Annotated in this window: 12 protein-coding genes; 5 read left to right on the top strand and 7 right to left on the bottom strand. The window is 63.3% G+C overall.

What is annotated here, in order from left to right:
* The first annotated feature begins 26 nt into the window (after window positions 1–26).
* On the top strand, window positions 27–1100 hold the full coding sequence (locus O3297_RS14005; RefSeq protein WP_305048953.1) for an ABC transporter ATP-binding protein: 1074 nt from the start codon (window positions 27–29) through the stop codon (window positions 1098–1100).
* A gap of 48 nt (window positions 1101–1148) precedes the next feature.
* Here O3297_RS14005 and O3297_RS14000 read toward each other — a convergent pair whose 3' ends face one another.
* The 3 genes from O3297_RS14000 to O3297_RS13990 are packed head-to-tail and all read right to left on the bottom strand — an operon-like array spanning window position 1149 to window position 2800.
* Window positions 1149–1934 (bottom strand): DUF2145 domain-containing protein, encoded by a 786-nt coding sequence (locus O3297_RS14000; RefSeq protein WP_034785488.1) that lies wholly within the window; start codon window positions 1932–1934, stop codon window positions 1149–1151.
* A 5-nt stretch (window positions 1935–1939) separates the two neighbouring features.
* Window positions 1940–2353 carry a hypothetical protein gene (locus O3297_RS13995; protein ID WP_305048952.1) on the bottom strand — a complete coding sequence of 138 codons (414 nt, stop codon included), beginning with the start codon at window positions 2351–2353 and terminating at the stop codon, window positions 1940–1942.
* Between the two features lie 24 nt (window positions 2354–2377).
* Complete coding sequence (locus O3297_RS13990) at window positions 2378–2800, bottom strand: hypothetical protein (protein WP_305048951.1); 423 nt, start codon at window positions 2798–2800, stop codon at window positions 2378–2380.
* Window positions 2801–2960: 160 nt separating this feature from the next.
* On the opposite strand from O3297_RS13990, the gene O3297_RS13985 reads away from it, so the two are divergent.
* Window positions 2961–3704, top strand: coding sequence for a helix-turn-helix transcriptional regulator (locus O3297_RS13985; protein ID WP_034785491.1), 744 nt, complete (start codon window positions 2961–2963; stop codon window positions 3702–3704).
* Between the two features lie 24 nt (window positions 3705–3728).
* Here O3297_RS13985 and O3297_RS13980 read toward each other — a convergent pair whose 3' ends face one another.
* Window positions 3729–5186: a DUF3999 family protein gene (locus O3297_RS13980; RefSeq protein WP_305048950.1), complete on the bottom strand. Its 1458-nt coding sequence runs from the start codon at window positions 5184–5186 to the stop codon at window positions 3729–3731.
* On the bottom strand, window positions 5183–8395 hold the full coding sequence (locus O3297_RS13975) for a DUF2339 domain-containing protein (RefSeq protein WP_305048949.1): 3213 nt from the start codon (window positions 8393–8395) through the stop codon (window positions 5183–5185). Before O3297_RS13975 ends, O3297_RS13980 begins: the two co-directional genes overlap by 4 nt.
* Before the next feature lie 245 nt (window positions 8396–8640).
* On the opposite strand from O3297_RS13975, the gene O3297_RS13970 reads away from it, so the two are divergent.
* Window positions 8641–10527, top strand: a complete 1887-nt coding sequence (locus O3297_RS13970; RefSeq protein WP_034785493.1) for an MFS transporter — start codon at window positions 8641–8643, stop codon at window positions 10525–10527.
* Between the two features lie 3 nt (window positions 10528–10530).
* Here the strand turns inward: O3297_RS13970 and O3297_RS13965 are convergent, their stop codons facing one another.
* Together O3297_RS13965 and O3297_RS13960 are read right to left on the bottom strand one after the other, a co-directional pair.
* On the bottom strand, window positions 10531–12072 hold the full coding sequence (locus tag O3297_RS13965) for an ATP-binding protein (protein ID WP_305048948.1): 1542 nt from the start codon (window positions 12070–12072) through the stop codon (window positions 10531–10533).
* Window positions 12073–12079: 7 nt separating this feature from the next.
* On the bottom strand, window positions 12080–13591 hold the full coding sequence (locus O3297_RS13960) for an ATPase domain-containing protein (protein WP_305048947.1): 1512 nt from the start codon (window positions 13589–13591) through the stop codon (window positions 12080–12082).
* Window positions 13592–14014: 423 nt separating this feature from the next.
* Between O3297_RS13960 and O3297_RS13955 the strand changes: the two genes are divergently transcribed.
* Entirely contained in the window at window positions 14015–15223 is a 1209-nt protein-coding gene (locus tag O3297_RS13955; RefSeq protein ID WP_052140403.1) for an efflux RND transporter periplasmic adaptor subunit, read from the top strand.
* A gap of 15 nt (window positions 15224–15238) precedes the next feature.
* The gene (locus O3297_RS13950) at window positions 15239–18403 is read left to right on the top strand and encodes an efflux RND transporter permease subunit (RefSeq protein WP_305048946.1); all 3165 of its coding nucleotides are present in this window, start codon (window positions 15239–15241) and stop codon (window positions 18401–18403) included.

Below are 18403 nucleotides of genomic sequence, written 5' to 3'. Positions count from 1 at the left end.
CTAAATACAAGAACTGAGACCACATCATGAATGAATTGACCGTCAATGAGCTGTACCTGGACTACGGCACCGGCGCCGCCGCCAACCAGATCCTGAAGGGTGTCTCGATGCACCTGAAAAAAGGCGAAGTGGTCGCCTTGCTGGGGCCTTCGGGCAGCGGCAAGACCACCTTGCTGCGCGCCGTCGCCGGCCTGGAAAGCCCGAAGGCGGGCACCATCCAGATCGGCGAGCGCAATGTCTTCGACGGCGCGCAGCATTTCGAGATGCCGGCCGAACATCGCAACCTGGGACTGGTGTTCCAGTCGTATGCGCTGTGGCCGCACAAGACCGTATTCGACAACGTCGCCTACGGCCTCAAATTGCGCAAGATGGGCAGCACGGAGATCGCCGCGCGCATCAAGGAAGTGCTGACGCAGCTGGGCCTGGGCCACCTGGGCGAGCGCTATCCGCATCAGCTGTCCGGCGGCCAGCAGCAGCGCGTGGCGATCGCCCGTGCGCTGGTGTACAACCCGCCCGTGATCCTGCTCGACGAACCGCTGTCGAACCTGGACGCCAAGCTGCGCGAGGAAGCGCGGGCCTTCCTGCGCGAACTGATCGTGCGCCTGGGCCTGTCGGCCCTGATGGTGACGCATGACCAGGGCGAGGCGATGGCCATTTCCGACCGCATCCTGCTGCTCAATAACGGCAAGATCGAGCAGCAGGGCACGCCGCAAAGCATGTATGAAACGCCGGACACCCTGTTTACGGCCGAATTCATGGGCAGTAACAATCGCCTGCCCGGCAAGGTGTTGCAGCGCGAAGGCAATCAGGTGCGCCTGCTGGTCGATGGCGCGTCCATGCAGGGCGTGGCGCGCGGCGCCAACGTGGGCACGGAAGTGACCACCATGATCCGCGTCGAGGAAGTGAAGATCAGCGCCACGCAGGTCGACAACGCCATCGAGCTGCCGCTGCTGACGTGCATGTACCTGGGCGACCGCTGGGAATGCCTGTTCGAGCGCGGTGGCGCCGAGAACATCAGCCTGCGCGCGTACTCGCGCCACAAGCTCGAGGCGGGCAAGTACTGGCTGCACATGCCGGCTGATAAGCTCTGGGTGTTTTAACGGTGACGAGGTGGCCATGCTGGCCACCTCATCCGTGCTGCCGCGTCCTTAATTCCCCCGCACGACGATTTCCTGCACCTTCGGTTCGCGCTGGCGCATGAAGCGCACGATGGAGTCGACGGTGACGACATCGATCTGGCGCGTCATGCGGCGTTCGAACGGGTGATCGTCAAAAGCGATATTGGCGCGGAACATGCGCGCGCCCAGGCGCGTGGCGGCGGGTATGCTGAGCGTTTGCGGCGCGTAGCTGGCGCTGCGCAGCCAGCCTTGCGCTTCGGCGCGCGTTTCGATCTTGCCCGGCTCGTTGCTGGCGGCGGCCAGGGTTTCCAGTACCCACTGATTCGAATTCTGGTACTTGGTGGAAAAAGGGTAGGCCAGCATATTGTAGTGCGGCTCATGCAGACGCTTGGGCGTGTTCGACGTCAGCAGGCGCACCAGTTGCTGCTGCGTATCCTGGCCGGGAATCAGGATCAGGGTTTCATACATGAACACATCATCCATGAAGAAATTGCCCAAGCCTTCGTTGTACAGCGACGATTGCGCCGTGCCGCATTCATTGAGTTCATGCACCACCAGCCAGCGGCCTTTCGGGTGGTCGCGCCAGGCCAGCGCCATGTGCGAATAGCGCAAATTGTACTTCGACAGGTCTTGCCCGGCGCGCGCCACCAGCGCCACCTGCGCGCCCGAGCCATCGAGCGCCTGCAGGGTCTTTTGCGCCAGGTCCATCGATTTGACGAGGGTGCTCGCATCCGTTTGCTTTTCCTCGCACGAGCGTCCCGCATGGGCGGCGCCGGCCAGGGCCAGGCTGATGACAATCACGGTCAGACGTTTCATGGGGTTTACGCTTTCGAATGGTAGAGGATGGCCTGGCCGGCGGCGTTCGGCACATAGGCGATGGTCTTGCCCGACAGCACCAGCATGTGGCCCGTCGAGACGGCCACCACGTTGACGACCGTGCCGGCCGCCAGCGACAGGCCTTGCATGGCCTTCTGGCTCAGCTTGACGGACGCCGTGGCCGCCTGCGAGGCGCCCTTGGCCGTGCTTTTCAGTACGAGGACGCTGCCGTCGGCCACGTCTTCCACCTTGTCGATGACAATTTCACCGGCGGCGGCCAGCACCGACATGGAGCCGACCAGCACGATGGCCGACGCCATGCTGGCGTTGTCGGACGCGTTGGTGGTGTCGGAATTGGCGGCCTGGGCCAGCGGCGCCATGGCGGCGCACAGCAAGGCGGTGGCGAGCAACTGTTTCATGGGATGTCCGTTCTTCATTGGTACTTACACTTTGGAGTGGTGCAGCAGCGCCTTGCCCAGTTCATTCGGGATGAAGGCGATGGCCTTGCCAGACATGACCAGCATGTGGCCGGTGGACAGCGCCACCACGTTGACCACGGTGCCGGCCGCCAGCGACAGGCCCTTGGCCGCTTGCGTGCTCATCTGGATGGATGCGCCGCCAGCCTCAGAGGCGCCTTTCAGCACGATGACGATGCCTTCGCCTACCGTTTCCACGCTGGCGACGACCACCTGTCCGGAGGCGACCAGCATCGACATGGAACCCGCGACGACCACGGCGGAACCCTGGCTGAGGTTTTGCGAGCCTTTCGACAGGTTCTCGGAGGCGGCGGCGTGAACCAGGCCGGGAGCGGCCACGGAGAGCGTCAACAGCGACAGGGACAGGCAGAGGGGCAGCAGGCGTTTCATGTGTTTCTCCTTCAAGTGTGCCAAGTGGCAACGCCATCATTGTAGACTGTGGGCAATTGGTCAATGAAAACGCTACTCGTAGCGGGCAGGCATACCGCAGGTAGCGTATTGCGCTACTTTTTTGCCGCTGGAACCGATGCTATTTATATAAAGGAAGTGCATGCCGCAAACCCACGCCTTGATCGAAGCCTTGAAACGCCTGTTGAAAGCGCGTTCCGTCACGTATGCCGAGCTGGCCCAGCGCATCGGCGTATCCGAAGCCAGCGTCAAGCGGATGTTTTCGCAGAAGCAATTTACCCTGCAGCGGCTGGATCAGATCCTGGTGGCCATCGGCAGCGATTTCCAGCAGCTGGCGCTGGCCGTGCAGTCAGCCCAGGCCGCGCCCACCCTGATCACGGGGCTGACGTATGCGCAGGAAAAGGAAATCATCGAGGATACCCGGCTGTTCGTGGTGGCCGTGTCCGCCCTGAATCTGTTGCCGCTGGAACAGATCGTTGCCATCTACGACATCAGCGAAGCGCAAGCCGTGAAATACCTGCTGCGCCTCGACAAGATCGGTTTTCTGGAACTGCTGCCGAATAACCGGGTCAAACTGTTGGTGGCGCGCACGTTTGCGTGGATACCGAACGGTCCCATCCATACGTATTTCAAAAAGGAAGCCTATGGCGACTATTTGAATTCGCAATTCGATGGCGAAACGGAATTGCTGCGCCTGGTGAACGTGATGCTGTCGAAAAAGTCCACGGCGGCCTTGCTGGAGCGCCTGAAGCAAGTCGCGGTGGAATTCTCGCAGCAGCACCAGGAAGACGCGCGCTTGCCTGGTGAGGAGCGCCTGGCCATCAGCTTCATGCTGGCGGCGCGGCCGTGGATGCCGCAGACGTTCAAGGCGCTGCTGCGGCAATAAGGCAGCGATATCGCGGCCAACCGGCTAATGTTGCTGCTTGTCGGTACTGCCTTGTTCCTCTTTCATCTGCGTCAGCAAACGCCAGGCAAAAAAGCCCAGCACGCCTACGCCCAGCAGCAGGGCCGCCCATAGCGCGGCCAGGCGCCATGGCGCACTGGTGCCAGCCGGTGCCGGCGCGGCGTCGCTTGCGCCAGCGCGCGCCGTCAACGCACCCAATGTGGCGATCGGCAGCGCCTGCAGTTCGCCGTCGCGATAGCCTGGTGCCACCTGCGCCAGCGGCTGCGCCACCGGTTGCGCGTCGGCTTTGCCGAACACCAGATGATATGGTCCCTTTCCGCCGGCCAGGAAAACCAGCGTTTCCGGCGTCCAGCCAAGACGCAACAGCGGCGCGCTGGTCGGCATCGCCGTACTTTGCGACTCGGGCCGCAGCACCCATTGCGTGGTCTGCACCACGGGCATTGCCAGGTCGCCGGAGACGCGTTCCTTGCCAGCCTCGCTGATGCGGTAAAAACTGGTGGTCAGCAGCGGCTCAAAATATTCGCCATTTGCCGGTCGTGTTTGCCGGTGCAGGGACAGGCGGCGCTGCGGCACATAATGACTTTGGCGATACACGCCCAGCGTGACGGGCAGCACCACATTGCGCTCCTTGAATTGCAGCGCAATGCTGTCGGCGGGAATCGCGATCGGCGTGGCATATGCCCAATCGCCAGCAAGTTTGCCTGGCGCACCTCGCAGCACGATGTTCGCGCGTGGCGGCGCCGCCTCGGTTTCGCTGACGGCTTGCGCCGCAATCGATGCAAACACCAGCGGCTGGCCTTCCTGCCAGCTCAGGCGCGCGTAGCGGAAAGCGCGCGGCGCAAAGGCGATGCTGTCGTTGGCCAGGGTTTGCGTGTCACTGTTGCTGAGCCAATTCAAGGTGGTGGTGCCGATGGCATCCCATTGCTTCAGGTCGTCGCTCACTTCCAGCAGTACTTGCGCACTGTAATTTTGAATGCGCTCCGGTGGCGTGAAGCGCAAGGCGGCGATGCGCCTGTCTTGCGTCTGCTTGCCCAGGTCGAGTATCAGCGCTTGCAGCGCCGCCGTGGCCGCTGCCGTGCCGGCGCGGGTGCTGACCGACAGCAAGCGGCCATCGTCCGCCGTGCGGATGTCGATGCCTTGCAAACCGTCGCCAGTTGCCGGCGCGCCCGTCACGGGGAAAATGCGGACGGGAATGGCTGTCCGCTGCGTCGCCGATTGGGCGGGCGGCGCGCCGATGGCATAGGCCAGGCGCTTGCCGTCGGCATCGAACAGCCGCACGTCGGCCAGGCTGGCCGAGCTGGCGTGCAGGTAGACTTCTCTGGGCAATGCCAGCTTGACGATGCCCGCGCCGGCCGGCGCGGTCACCGGCATGCTCCAGCCGTAGTCCTGTGGCCTGTCCTGGCCAGGGGCGGCCAGCGCGGCGCCTGCCAGCAGCAGGCTGCAGCAGATCAATGAGTGTTTCATGCTGCTCCTTGTTGCGGTTCGGCCGGCGCTGGCGCGGCAGCTTTGGGGAAGGGCGCCAGGTAGCCGATCAAGACCATCAGCAAGCCGACACCGACAAAGGAGATGATGCGTTCGATGCCGCCCACGTTCGACAGATCGATCAGGAACAGTTTCAAGACAACCAGTCCCAACAGCACAGCGCCCATGCTCCATTGCTGGCGCCGTTGATGGCGCGCCGCGTGGCGCATCAGCAGCAGGGCCGTGATGCTCCATACCAGCGACAGCATCGCTTGCACGAATTGCGAGGCCAGCATGGCGTCAAAGGTATACGGCACGCCGACATAGTGCGATACCGTGCGCAGCAGCATCAGGTTGAACCACACATACACGCAGCAGGCGGCCACGGCAGGCAGACGTGCTTGCCACAGGGCAGGCAGGGGCAACTGCTTCGCCGGCAGCAGGCGGTAGCTGGCAATGGCCAGCAGGATGGCAAAGCCCGTGCTCAAGTCCAGCGGATTGAGCAGCGGCAAGTAGGGCAGCGGTGCCATGGCGCCATCGTCGAAGATATTCCAGGCGGCAATCAGCAGCAGCGACCAGAGTGCGCCCAGCGGTATCAGGGTGCGCTGGTACCACTCTGCAATCGGCGCCACCGGCCAGGCGCCCGCGCGGCAGCGGCGGATCAGCAAGGCCAGCACCAGCATCATGGCCCAGGCCGGCAAGTAGCGGGCCCAGGCCGGGCTGACGCGGTCTTCATGCTGTGCCAGCCAGGCGTTGACATGCATGGCGCCGACCGGCCACAGCATCAGCCATGGCGCGGCAGTGCGCAGCGTATGCAGCAGGCGCTGTGCCCGCAGGCCGAGTTGCCAGCCCGCTTGCGGCCAGGCCAGCAGCAGGTATTCGCCGGCCGCCAGGGCGCTGGCCAGCGCCAGCCAGCTCAAGCCGGTCGGCAGGTAATCGCGCAGGTACAGCGCCAGCAGCATGTTGGCGCTCCACAAGCCCAGACCGAGCCAGGTAGCGACGGTGAACCAGCGCAGCTGCGGCCAATCGAGGCGCCGCGCCAGGATGGCGAACGCGGGCGTCGTGACGCACACGGCGATCAGGTACAGCGCCAGCCAGTGTTCGCCCGCGTGCGGCTGCAGCTCCAGGTCGCCGTCGATCAGGCGCAGCAGCCAGCTGACGAGCGGCACGAGGATGGCGGCAAACCACAGCAAGCCGCTCCAGACCAGCAGGGGGCGTGCTGCCAGAGCCAGCAGTTCGTCGCCGCCGCGCGCGCGCAGCGCAAGGAAACGGGCGCTGGCAAAGGCGGCGGCGCCCAGCAGCAGCGCGCTGAGGAAGGAACCGTCGAACAGGCTGGCCGGGTGCTGGTCCCAGGCCCAGCTGGCGCGGCTGAGCATGACCATGCCGGCCAGCACCTGCACGGCCAGCAGCAGCGCGCGCGGTGCATGCCATTGTTCGCGCCGCGCCAGCACCGCCAGCAAGGCGGCCACAGCCAGCGCGCTGACGGTGAGCAGGTTCAATTGCGTGGTGGCATCCGTGCGCAGCAGGATTTCGCTCCAGATGCCGCCCAGCAGCCAGGCTGCGGCGGCCGTCAGGAAGAGCACGGACAGGCTGCTCATGAACTCCGGATGCAAATGGCTGGCGTGGCGGCGGAAATTGTAGGCCATCACCAGCGCGGCGGCGGCCAGCAGCGCGCAGCCGAGCCAGATGTTGGCGTGCATGGCCGCGGCCGTATCGAGTTCCTGCATGGCGATCAGGAAGGCAATCCAGGCGGCCCCCTGCACCAGCAGGCCGAAGGCCCAGGCCAGTGTCTGGCGCTGGCGCAAGCCGACCCAGACGATGCCCGCGCCTTCCAGCGCCCAGGCGGCGGACGTCCACCGGCCATCGAGGGCGAACGGGATGGCCAGGGTGCCGAAGACGATGCCCAGCGCGAGGAAGGCTTCGGCCAGCAGTTTGAAACCTGCGCGGCGCCACAGTGCCACGGCCAATCCCGTGTAGCCCAGGCCGGCAATCAGCGCGGAAAAGGCCAGGCCGAAGTGAAAGTGCTGGACCAGGCCGTATTGCAAGCCCATGGCCGCCAGCGGCGTGCCAAAGACGAGGGTGCCATCCACGTAATGCTTGAGGCGCGGCGCCTGGCGCGCGCAGTAGGCGATGGCGATGCCGATATAGAACAGCACGAAGAGGATCAAGAACAGCTGCGTCGACAGGTAGTGCTCGGGCGTGTAGCGCAGCAGGCCCCAGGTGGTGGCGACGACGAAGGTAAAGCCAAAGCTCAGCACATTCAGGACGCGCCAGGCGCGTTTCAGGGCGATGGCGAAGACGCCCGCATTGAGCAGCGCGTAATAGCTGAACAGGCCGATATGGTTGCCGCTGCCCGTCGACACGAGCAGGGGCACGGCAAAGCCGCCGACGATGCCGAACACGGCCAGCCAGACGGCGTTTTGCAGCACGGCCAGCAGACACGTGAACGCCGTCAGCACGAACAGCACGGCAAATGCCAGGCCGGCCGGGATCAGTTCATACAGGCGGAAGGCGCCAAACGTCACCAGCATCAATATCGCCAGCGCCGTGCCCTGCAGCGGCAGACTGATGCCGGGACGGCTGAGGCGGATGCGCCAGGCCCAGGCCAGCAGGGCGATATCGGCCAGCACGATGCCGGCCAGGCGCAGTTCGATGGGCAGCGTGACCTGCGCCGACACATATTTGAGCAGGAAGCTGACGCCGAGGAAGAGGATCAGCAAGCCCAGCTTGGCGACCAGGTTGCCCGTGAATAGCCAGTTCTTTGCCTTGGCAACGAGACCGTCCGGGTGCGCGATCCAGGAAGGGGTGTTGGGGACGGCAGGAGCGGGCCGGGCTGGAATCGGCGGGGCTGGTTTTGGCGGCACGGGCGCGGCGGGTGCGGGAGCTGCTGCCGGCGCGGCCTGCGCCACTTCGGCCACCTTGAGTGCGGCCGCTTGCGGCACGGGGGCGGGCGTGGGCGGTGGCATGGGTGCCGGCACTGCCACCGGCGCCACGCTAGCGGGCTCGGCGGGTGCTACGGCAACGACGGACGTAGCCGCGGGCGCTTCGGCCTGGCCTTCCAGCGCCCGCAGGCGCTGCTGGATACTGTCGACTTCCTTGCGCAAGCGCGCCGTCAGCAACTCCAGATCCGCTACTTTCCTGCGGTGCTGCAGCACCAGCACGAAGGCGGTGACCAGCAAGGCCAGGATGGTCAATGATGTGAATCCAGACATGGAGGCAGCTTTCCGGAAGGGGCGGGCAGGGGCGCCAGCGGTATGCGCACATTACCTTATTATCAAGAAACAAGCGATTTCTGTTGTGTCAGGGTAAGTGCCAGCCAGCGCATGGAGCGGCAAGGCGAGCATGACGCGGCATGCCGTTTTCCATATTGACGCCAAGCAAGATGTCGACATTCAGATTGTCGTGCGCAAGATAGTGCTGTATTTTAGCAATTCCTTAATTGCCAGTTCCCCATGCCATGAGTCAAAGCAGCCAGTTTTCCTTATTGTCGCAGCGCCGTTTCGGGCCCTTCTTCTGGACCCAGTTCTTTGGCGCCTTCAACGACAATCTGTTCAAGACGGCCTTGATGGTGATCCTCGCCTACGATGCGCTGAGCTGGACCACGCTCGATCCGTCCACCATCACCAACCTGATTCCCGGCCTGTTCATCCTGCCCTACGTCGTGTTTTCAGCCACGGCGGGCCAGCTGGCCGACAAGTTTGAAAAGGCGGGCCTGGCCCGTTTCGTGAAATGGATGGAACTGGCCATCATGGCCGTGGCCGCCGCTGGGTGGATGACGCATACGCTGTGGCTGCTGGTGGCGGCCGTGGTGGGCATGGGCGTGCATTCGACCCTGTTCGGCCCCGTCAAGTATGCGTACCTGCCGCAGCAGCTCAAACCGGAAGAGTTGGTTGGCGGCAATGGCCTGATCGAGATGGGGACGTTTGTCGGCATTTTGCTGGGTGAAATCCTCGGTGCCGTCCTGATCGTGCACAAGCCGCTGGGCGTGGAACTGGTGGCTGGCGCCACCATCGCTGTGGCTGTGTTCGGCCTGGTCGCCAGCTACCGCGTGCCGCGCACGCCAGCGCCCGAGCCGGACTTGAAGGTGAGTTTGAACTTTGTTGCCGAATCGTTCCGCAACCTGAATTTTTCGCGCAAGAACCGTCCCGTCTTCCTGGCCATGCTGGGCAATTCCTGGTTCTGGTTCTATGGCGCCCTGATCCTGGCGCAGTTCCCCGTGTACTCGAAGGATTTCCTGCATGGCGACCACAGCGTGTTCGTGCTGCTGCTGACCGTGTTTTCCGTCGGCATCGGCACGGGTTCCTTGCTGTGCGAACGCCTGTCCGGCCACAAGATCGAGATTGGCCTGGTGCCGTTCGGCTCCATCGGCCTGTCGCTGTTCGGCATCGACCTGTATTTCGCCAGCAATGCGTATGCGAATACGCAAGTGGTCGATGCGCTGGCGTTCGTCAGCCAGGCGGGCGTGCCGCGCATTTTGATCGACATCGTCATGATCGGCGTCTTCGGCGGCTTCTTCATCGTGCCCTTGTTCGCCCTGATCCAGACGCGCTGCGACCCGAAACACATTTCGCGCACGATCGCCGGCATGAATATCCTCAACGCGCTGTTCATGGTGGCGGCGGCCGGCGTGGCCATCGTGCTGCTGGGACAAGGATTTACGATTCCGCAGCTGTTCCTCGTCACGGCCATCCTGAACGCGCTGGTGGCCGCCTACATCTTTTCGCTGGTGCCGGAATTCCTCATGCGTTTCCTCGCGTGGATACTCATCCAGACCGTGCACCGCGTCAAAGTGGTCGATGGCGAACGCATCCCGACGGAAGGGGCTGCCGTTCTGGTATGCAACCACGTCAGCTATGTGGACGCCATCGTCATCATGGCGGCCAGTCCGCGCCCCATCCGTTTCGTCATGGACCACCGCATCTTCAAGATGCCGCTGATGGGCTGGATCTTCCGCACGGCCAAGGCCATCCCCATCGCGCCGGCCAAGGAAGACCCGTTCCTCATGGAAAAGGCTTTCATCGATATCGCGCAAGCGCTGCACGAAGGCGAGCTGGTGTGCATCTTCCCGGAAGGCAAGCTGACGCGCACGGGCCAGATCAGCGAATTCAAGGGCGGCATCGCGAAAATCGTCGAGCGCAGCAAGGTACCCGTGATTCCGCTGGCGCTGCGCGGCTTGTGGGGGCATCTGCTGAGCCATCGCAATGGCCATTTGTTCGAGCGCGCTTTCAAGGCGGGCTTGCGCTCGCGTTTGTCGCTGGCCGTGGGCATGCCCGTGGCGCCCGAGGCCGCCACGCCGGAATTGCTGCAGCAAAAGGTACAGGAATTGCGCGGCAAGTGGAAATAAACGCTATTTTGTCCGCGTAGCTGTCCCCGTCCGCCGCGCCAGGTGCTGTTCCAGCAGGGCGGCGATGGCGGCGAAATCCACCGGTTTCGTCAGATGATGGTCGAAACCGGCTTGTTCCGTGCGTGAGCGCGCCTCGCCCTGGCCCCAGCCCGTCAGGGCGATCAGCAGCACTTCGCGTCCCTGCGCACGCTGGCGTATCTGGCGTGCCGCTTCATAGCCATCCATGTCCGGCATGCCCAGGTCCATCACGATCAGTTGTGGCCAGGCCATATCGACGGCCGCCAGCGCCTGTACGCCGCCATACGCGACCTTGGCGGCATAACCTTCGAGCTGGAACAAGCTTTGCAAGGAATCGGCCGCATCGAGGTTGTCATCCACCACCAGCACTTGCACGGGCGGGTCCGCGCCGGTGGGTGCCTCGCTGCCGGCCGCCGCCGGGGTGGCTGTCTGGGCGTCGCCGGCGCTGGCCGGCAAGGTGACGATGAAGCGGCTGCCGCGGCCGGGGCCGTCGCTGTACGCGTCGATGCTGCCGCCATGCATCTCGGCAAATTGGCGCGCCAGGCTCAAGCCGATGCCCAGGCCGCTGGCCATCTGGCCTGCCACCGTGCGCCCCTGTTCGAACATGGAAAAGATGCGCGGGATGGCATCGGGCTCGATGCCGATGCCATTGTCTTCGACCGTCACCTGCAGCTGCCCTTGCGCCAGGCACGCCGTGATGTGGATACGGCCGCCCTCCGGCGTGAACTTCACGGCATTCAAAACAATATTGGCAAAGATCTGCACCACCCTGGCATAGTCGGCGTGCAGCGTGATGGCAAGCGGCGGCAACGCCTGCGTGATGCTGATGTGCCGGCTGTCAGCAGCGGGCTGGCACAGTTCGATCACATGGTCGAGTACTTGCTGTAATTCAATATTTTCGCGCTGCAGCAGTACCTTGCCGCTGGTGATGCGCGCCACGTTGAGCAAGTCATCCACCAGCCGCGTCAGATGCGTCACCTGGCGCTCGATCACGCCGCTGACCTTGCTGACCTGCTCCGAGGCCGGATACAGGTGCTTGAGCAGGGCCACCGAAGTCTTGATGGGCGCCAGCGGATTGCGCAGTTCATGCCCGAGGCTGGCAAGAAATTCGTCCTTGCGCCACTGCGTCTCGCGCACCTGATACTGGCGCTGGCGTGCGCGCAGCATGGCGTGGGCCGAGGTGATCAGGGTCAATATGTGCACGGGGCGTTCCAGCAGGGTCAGGTTGCCCAGGGTGGCGACGGCTTGCCGCAAGGGCAAGGAGTCGAGTCCCGCATGCGTCAGCAGGATGATGGGCAAATCGGACCAGTCCGGCTGCTGGCGGGTGTAGGTGTCGAGTACGGCGTAGACGCCTGCATGCAAGGCCTCGTCCACCGTCAGCACGCCGCCGGCGCCCAGCACCAGCTGCTCGGCCAGCTCGCCGGCGGAGCGGCAGGCGTGGCTGGCGATGGCTACGCTGGCGAGTACCCTGGAAGTCAGGGAGGCGTCCTGGCCGCCAGGCGCGTAGATCAGGATACGCTGCTCCATGGCATTCCTAGGGGAAGGGCGTGCCGCCGACGGTGGGCAAACCGGACAGGATGCCGTGAAAGCCGGCCAGGGCCGGGCCGATGCGGATGCCCTGCGGGCTGATCTCGAAGCGGCGGATGCTGCGCTCGTGCGCGCTGCCGCGCTTCTTGAAGACGGAAATGGCTTGCCGCACCTCGCCTTCCGTTTCGTAATAGCGCAGCATGATGACGCCGTCGGCCAGGTAGCTGGCGTCGGCCGAGGTCGTCATTGCGGTGCCCAGCATGTTTTGTTGCACACCGACGAGCAGGGTGGCCACGCCGCGCTGGCCCAGGTAATTGAGCAGTTCATGCAGGTAGGTGCTCTGGAAGCGCTCGTCGGGCACCGCGTGCATGTAGCCGTTCAGGCTATCGATGACGATGACCCGGGCGCCCCGTTCTGCCGCGTCGACCACGGCCTGGGCGAACTCTCCCGGGGTCAGCTCGGCCGGATCGATCTGCTGTGCGCTCAGCAGGCCGGAGTCGAGCGCCGCCTGCAGACGCATGCCCACGTTGTCGGCCCGGTTCAGCAGCTTGCTGCGCGCTTCCTCGAACAGGAACATGGCGCACGGTTCGCCGCGCGCCGTGGCCGCGTGCACGAATTGCGCCGCCAGGGTGGACTTGCCGCTGCCGGCCGGGCCGGAAATGAGCGTGCTCATGCCTTCTTCCAGGCCGCCCCCTATCATGGTGTCGAGTTCGGGCACGCCGCTCGACAGGCGCCGATGGTCGCCATCGCGGCGCGTGTCGGCCGCCACCAGGCGCGGAAAGACGAGCAGGCCGCCATGGGCGATCTTGTAGTCGTGGGTGCCGCTGCGAAACGGCACGCCCCGGTATTTCACCACCCGCACGCGGCGCCGGTCATTGCCATAATCCTGGTTTTGCAGCTCCAGGGAAATGACGCAGTGGGCCACGCTACGCACTTGCAAGCCGTCGTCCACTGCGGAACGGTCATCGATCAGCAGGGTGGTGCAGTGCCGGCTGGCCAGGTATTGTTTCAATGCCACGACCTGGCGCCGGTAGCGCAGGGGATTTTCCGCCAGTAGTTGCAGTTCGGACAGCGAGTCGAGCACCAGGCGGGCAGGGCGGTGCTTTTCGATGGCGGCGAGGATGCGCTGGTTGGTCGATGCCAGTTCGATTTCCGACGGGTGGAAGATGGTGTACTGGCGCTCGGGGTCGAGGATGTCGTCGTTGGGCGCCACTTCTTCGATGGCGATGCCGGCCAGGTCCCAGCCATGCGACAGGGCTGCGGCGCGCAGTTCGATTTCGGATTCCGCCAGGGCGATATACAGCACGGGCACGCCGCTGCGCGCGCCTTCGGCCAGAAATTGCAGCGCCAGGGTGGTCTTGCCCGTGCCGGGAACGCCTTCGACCAGATACAGGCGCTCGGCCAGCAAGCCGCCCGAGAGGATGGCATCGAGGCCGTCGACGCCGGTCGACAGCAGTGGCGGCTTGTCCGGGCCGCTGGCGCCATCCTGCCGCCGTGTTTTTCGCGCCTGTGATGTCATCGTTGCGCCCCCGCTTTGCCACGCTGTGGAGACTATACTAGCGCGTTCGCCGCGGCATGTCTTTTCGATACCATTGGTAAATATTCATGGCGGCCGGCGGCCGCGCGTGGGGCAGTGTTGCGCGCGCGATCAAGGCTTCAGCAAAAAACGCATTACCCTGCTACAGTATTAATTCAATCCAACTTTCCCGCATTGCCGTTTTGCCGCCGTCCGCCAGCTCCCTGTTCCAATTGGCTGACGTGCAGACGCTGTCGCTGTCCTCATTTTATTGCATCATTGATAATTTAATTCGCTTGATAGTTACTATGTTTCAATTGTAACGATGCTTGACGATTTTAGAATGATCGTTCATTCTTTGATCTGCGTTAATAAATTTAGTCATTTCTAACGACACTAGCCAGCTTCTTTTTCAGAAAGTCCAAGATGCAACCAACTTTTTCCCTGACGTCGCCGCGTACGAGCGGCGCTATTGCCGTTCTGTGCGCCACTGTAATCATGGCCGGCTGCAGTAAAAAACAGGAAGCACCTCACGCGCAGCAAGCGCCACAGGTGGTCGTGTTTACTGTTAATCCGGCCGCGTTGCCGATGAGCGCCGAACTGCCCGGCCGCACGAATGCCTACCAGGTCGCCGATGTGCGCCCGCAAGTCGGTGGTTTGATCCAGAAGCGCCTGTTCGTCGAAGGCAGCGATGTGAAAGCAGGCACGGCCCTGTACCAGATCGATTCCGCCACCTACCAGGCGGCCTACAATTCGGCCAAGGCGGCCTTGTCGAAAGCTAAGGCCAATCTGCTGACGGCTGGTCCGAAAGCGTCGCGCTACAAGGAACTGGTCGCCATCGAAGGCGTGAGCCGCCAGGAATACGATGACGCCGTCGCGGCGTTCGAGCAAGCCAAGGCAGACGTCGAGTCCGCCACAGCGGCGCTGGAATCGGCGAATATCAACCTGAAATACAGCACCGTGACGGCGCCGATCAGCGGCCGCACCAGCCGCTCGACCGTGACGGCCGGCGCGCTGGTCACGGCGGGCCAGGCGGAAGCCCTGACCACCGTGCAGCAACTCGATCCGATCTATGTCGACGTGACACAGTCGAGCACGGATCTGCTGCGCCTGAAGCGCCAGATGGCCGACGGTTCGCTGAAAAAAGTGGGCGAAGGCCAGGCCAAGGTCGATCTGATCTTGCCGGATGGCAGCAAGTACAGCGAACCGGGCAAGCTGCAGTTCGCTGGCGTGACGGTCGATCCGACCACCGGCAACGTGGTCTTGCGCGCGCTGTTCCCGAACCCGAAAGGCGAATTGCTGCCAGGCATGTACGTACGTGCCCAGCTGGAAACGGGCGTCGATGAAAAAGCCATCACCGTGCCGCAAGTGGGCGTGACGCGCAACCAGAAGGGCCAGGCAACGGCCCTGATCCTGAACAAGGAAAACAAGGTCGAGCAACGCGTGCTGACCACCAGCGGTACGGTCGGCAACGACTGGCTGGTGACGTCCGGCCTGGCCGCAGGCGATCGCGTGATCGTGGAAGGCTTGCAAAAAGTCAAGCCAGGCGCACCAGCCGTTGCCGTGCCGGCCAAGGCGCCTGCCGCGCCTGCCGCTGCCGCCTCTGCCGCAGCATCGGCTGCCAGCGCCCACTAATTCAGGAGAATATTAATGGCCCGTTTTTTCATTGACCGCCCGATTTTTGCCTGGGTGGTCGCGATCGTCATCATGCTTGCCGGCGTGATTTCGATCCTCAGCCTGCCGATCGCGCAGTACCCGAGTATTGCTCCGCCGTCGATTTCGATCAGCGGCTCCTATCCTGGCGCCTCCGCCAAGACCGTGGAAGACGCCGTCACCCAGGTCATCGAACAAAAGATGAAGGGTATCGACGGCTTGCGCTACATGGCTTCGTCGAGCGACGCCACTGGCGGCATCAGCATTACGCTGACGTTTACCAGCGGCACCAATCCCGACATCGCCCAGGTGCAGGTACAGAACAAGCTGCAGCTGGCCACGCCACTGCTGCCGACGGCTGTCACGCAACAGGGTCTCGTCGTGTCGAAGGCCACCAAGAACTTCCTGATGGTGTTCGGCTTCATTTCCGAAAACGGCAAGATGGACCAGACCGACTTGAGCGACTATGTGGCCGCCAACGTCGTCGACCCATTGAGCCGTGTTGCCGGCGTGGGCGATGTGACGCTGTTCGGTTCGCAGTACGCCATGCGTATCTGGCTCAATCCGGCCAAGCTGCAAAGTTTCAACCTGACCCCGGCGGACGTGATCACGGCCGTGCAGGCGCAGAATGCGGAAGTGTCTGCCGGTGAACTGGGCGGCACGCCGTCCATCAAGGGCCAGCAGCTGAACGCTACCGTGTCGGCGCAAAGCCGTTTGCAAACGGTGGAGCAGTTCGGTGCCATCTTGCTGAAAACCACGACCGACGGCGCCATGGTGCACCTGAAGGATGTGGCCACCATGGAGCTGGGCCGCGAGAACTACAACACCGTGGCCCGCTACAACGGCCATGCGGCAACCGGCGTGGCGATCAAGCTGGCGACGGGCGCCAACGCGCTCGATACGGCCAATGCGGCGAAAGCCATGCTGGGCAACCTGAGCAAGCAATTCCCTGAAGGCATGAGCTACCAGGTGGCGTTCGACACGACCCCGTTCGTGAAACTGTCCATCGAAGAAGTGGTCAAAACCCTGGTCGAAGCGGTGATCCTGGTCTTCCTGGTGATGTATCTGTTCCTGCAGAACTTCCGCGCTACCCTGATCCCGACCATGGCCGTGCCGGTCGTGCTGCTGGGTACCTTCGGCATCCTGAATGCATTCGGTTACTCGATCAATACCCTCACCATGTTCGCCATGGTGCTGGCCATCGGCTTGCTGGTCGATGATGCGATCGTGGTGGTGGAAAACGTCGAGCGCGTGATGAGCGAAGAGGGCTTGTCGCCGCTGGAAGCGACGCGCAAGTCCATGACGCAGATCACGGGCGCGCTGGTCGGTATCGCCATGGTGCTGTCGGCCGTGTTCGTGCCGATGGCCTTCTTTGGCGGTTCGACGGGCGTGATTTACCGCCAGTTCTCGATCACGATCGTCTCGTCGATGGTGCTGTCCGTCGTTGTCGCGCTGGTGTTTACGCCAGCCTTGTGCGCCACCTTGCTGAAACCGGTCGAAAAGGGCCATCACGCGACCAACAAGGGTTTCTTCGGCTGGTTCAACCGCAGCTTCGATAGCAGCAGTAACAAGTACCAGGGCATGGTTGGCGCCATGATCACGCACCGCGCGCGCTCGATGCTGCTGTATGTGCTGTTGCTGGCCGGCCTGGTGTTCATCTTCATGCGCTTGCCAACGTCGTTCCTGCCGGAAGAAGACCAGGGCATCCTGTTTACGCAGATTCAATTGCCGACGGGCGCCACGCAAGAGCGCACCCTGAAAGTGATCGAACAGGTCGAAGACCACTTCATGAACAGCGAGAAAGATAACGTCGCTTCCGTGTTTGCCGTGGCCGGTTTCAGCTTCGGCGGTAACGGCCAGAATACGGGTATCGCCTTCGTGCGCCTGAAAGACTGGTCGCTGCGCAAGGACGTGGCGCAAAAAGCGCCGGCAGTGGCGGGCCGCGCCATGGGCAAGTTGTTGCAGATCAAGGATGCGATGGTGTTTACGTTTGCACCGCCTGCCGTGCTGGAGCTGGGTAACGCCACCGGTTTCGACATGCAGCTGCAGGATATCGGCGGTGTCGGCCATGACGCCCTGATGGCGGCGCGTAACCAGTTGCTGGGCATGGCGTCGCAGAATCCGGCCATGGTCGGCGTGCGCCCGAACGGCCAGGAAGATACGCCGCAGTACAAGATCGAAATCGACCAGCAGAAGGCAACGGCGCTGGGCTTGCAGATATCGGAAATCAACCGCGTGCTGAGCGTCGGCTGGGGTAGTTCGTATGTGAACGACTTCCTCGACCGTGGCCGCGTGAAGAAAGTGTTCATCCAGGGTGACGCCAGTTCGCGCATGCTGCCGGAAGACTTGAACAAGTGGTTCGTGCGCAATACCGCTGGCCAGATGGTGCCGTTCTCGGCCTTCGCCACCGGCAAGTGGATTTACGCGTCGCCACGCCTGGAACGCTACAACGGCTTGCCGTCGGTAGAGATCCTGGGTACGCCGGCGCCGGGCCAAAGCACGGGTGCCGCCATGAACGCGATGGAAGAAATGGTGGCCAAGCTGCCGCCTGGCATCGGCTTCAGCTGGACCGGCGTGTCGCTGGAAGAGCGCGAATCCGGTTCGCAGACGCCGCAGCTGTACGCGCTGTCCCTGCTGATCGTCTTCCTGTGCCTGGCCGCGCTGTATGAAAGCTGGTCGATTCCATTCTCCGTGCTGCTGGTGGTACCGCTGGGCGTGATCGGCGCCGTGCTCGGTACGTGGATGTTCGGCCTGTCGAACGACGTGTACTTCCAGGTGGGCTTGCTCACGGTGGTGGGCCTGTCGGCGAAGAATGCGATTCTGATCGTTGAGTTTGCCAAGGAAATGCAGGAATCGGGCATGTCGCTGCTGGACGCGACCTTGCATGCGGTGCGTCTGCGTCTGCGTCCGATCCTGATGACCTCGATTGCCTTCGGTCTGGGCGTGTTGCCACTGGCCATTTCCAGCGGAGCCGGTTCCGGCAGCCAGAACGCCATCGGTATCGGCGTGCTGGGCGGTATGTTGACGGCCACGTTCCTCGGTATCTTCTTCGTGCCGGTGTTCTTCGTGCTGGTGCGCGGCTTCTTCTCGAAGCCGGACGCGCCAACCACGCCGGCGACGCCTGGTTCGCCAGCCGTCACGCTTTCCAAGGATGCACATTAA

Origin of the sequence: Janthinobacterium sp. SUN128 (genome assembly GCF_030587275.1) — a bacterium.
Lineage (GTDB): Bacteria > Pseudomonadota > Gammaproteobacteria > Burkholderiales > Burkholderiaceae_D > Janthinobacterium > Janthinobacterium lividum.
Note: the sequence above shows the minus strand (reverse complement) of the source record. Positions and strands in the feature narration are given on the sequence as shown.

Coding starts and splice junctions, on each gene's coding strand:
- O3297_RS14000 (WP_034785488.1), bottom strand. CDS start 1,934: ATGAAACGTCTGACCGTGATTGTCATCAGCCTGGCCCTGGCCGGCGCC.
- O3297_RS13985 (WP_034785491.1), top strand. CDS start 2,961: ATGCCGCAAACCCACGCCTTGATCGAAGCCTTGAAACGCCTGTTGAAA.
- O3297_RS13960 (WP_305048947.1), bottom strand. CDS start 13,591: ATGACATCACAGGCGCGAAAAACACGGCGGCAGGATGGCGCCAGCGGC.
- O3297_RS13990 (WP_305048951.1), bottom strand. CDS start 2,800: ATGAAACGCCTGCTGCCCCTCTGCCTGTCCCTGTCGCTGTTGACGCTC.
- O3297_RS13950 (WP_305048946.1), top strand. CDS start 15,239: ATGGCCCGTTTTTTCATTGACCGCCCGATTTTTGCCTGGGTGGTCGCG.
- O3297_RS13980 (WP_305048950.1), bottom strand. CDS start 5,186: ATGAAACACTCATTGATCTGCTGCAGCCTGCTGCTGGCAGGCGCCGCG.
- O3297_RS13970 (WP_034785493.1), top strand. CDS start 8,641: ATGAGTCAAAGCAGCCAGTTTTCCTTATTGTCGCAGCGCCGTTTCGGG.
- O3297_RS13995 (WP_305048952.1), bottom strand. CDS start 2,353: ATGAAACAGTTGCTCGCCACCGCCTTGCTGTGCGCCGCCATGGCGCCG.
- O3297_RS13955 (WP_052140403.1), top strand. CDS start 14,015: ATGCAACCAACTTTTTCCCTGACGTCGCCGCGTACGAGCGGCGCTATT.
- O3297_RS14005 (WP_305048953.1), top strand. CDS start 27: ATGAATGAATTGACCGTCAATGAGCTGTACCTGGACTACGGCACCGGC.
- O3297_RS13975 (WP_305048949.1), bottom strand. CDS start 8,395: ATGTCTGGATTCACATCATTGACCATCCTGGCCTTGCTGGTCACCGCC.
- O3297_RS13965 (WP_305048948.1), bottom strand. CDS start 12,072: ATGGAGCAGCGTATCCTGATCTACGCGCCTGGCGGCCAGGACGCCTCC.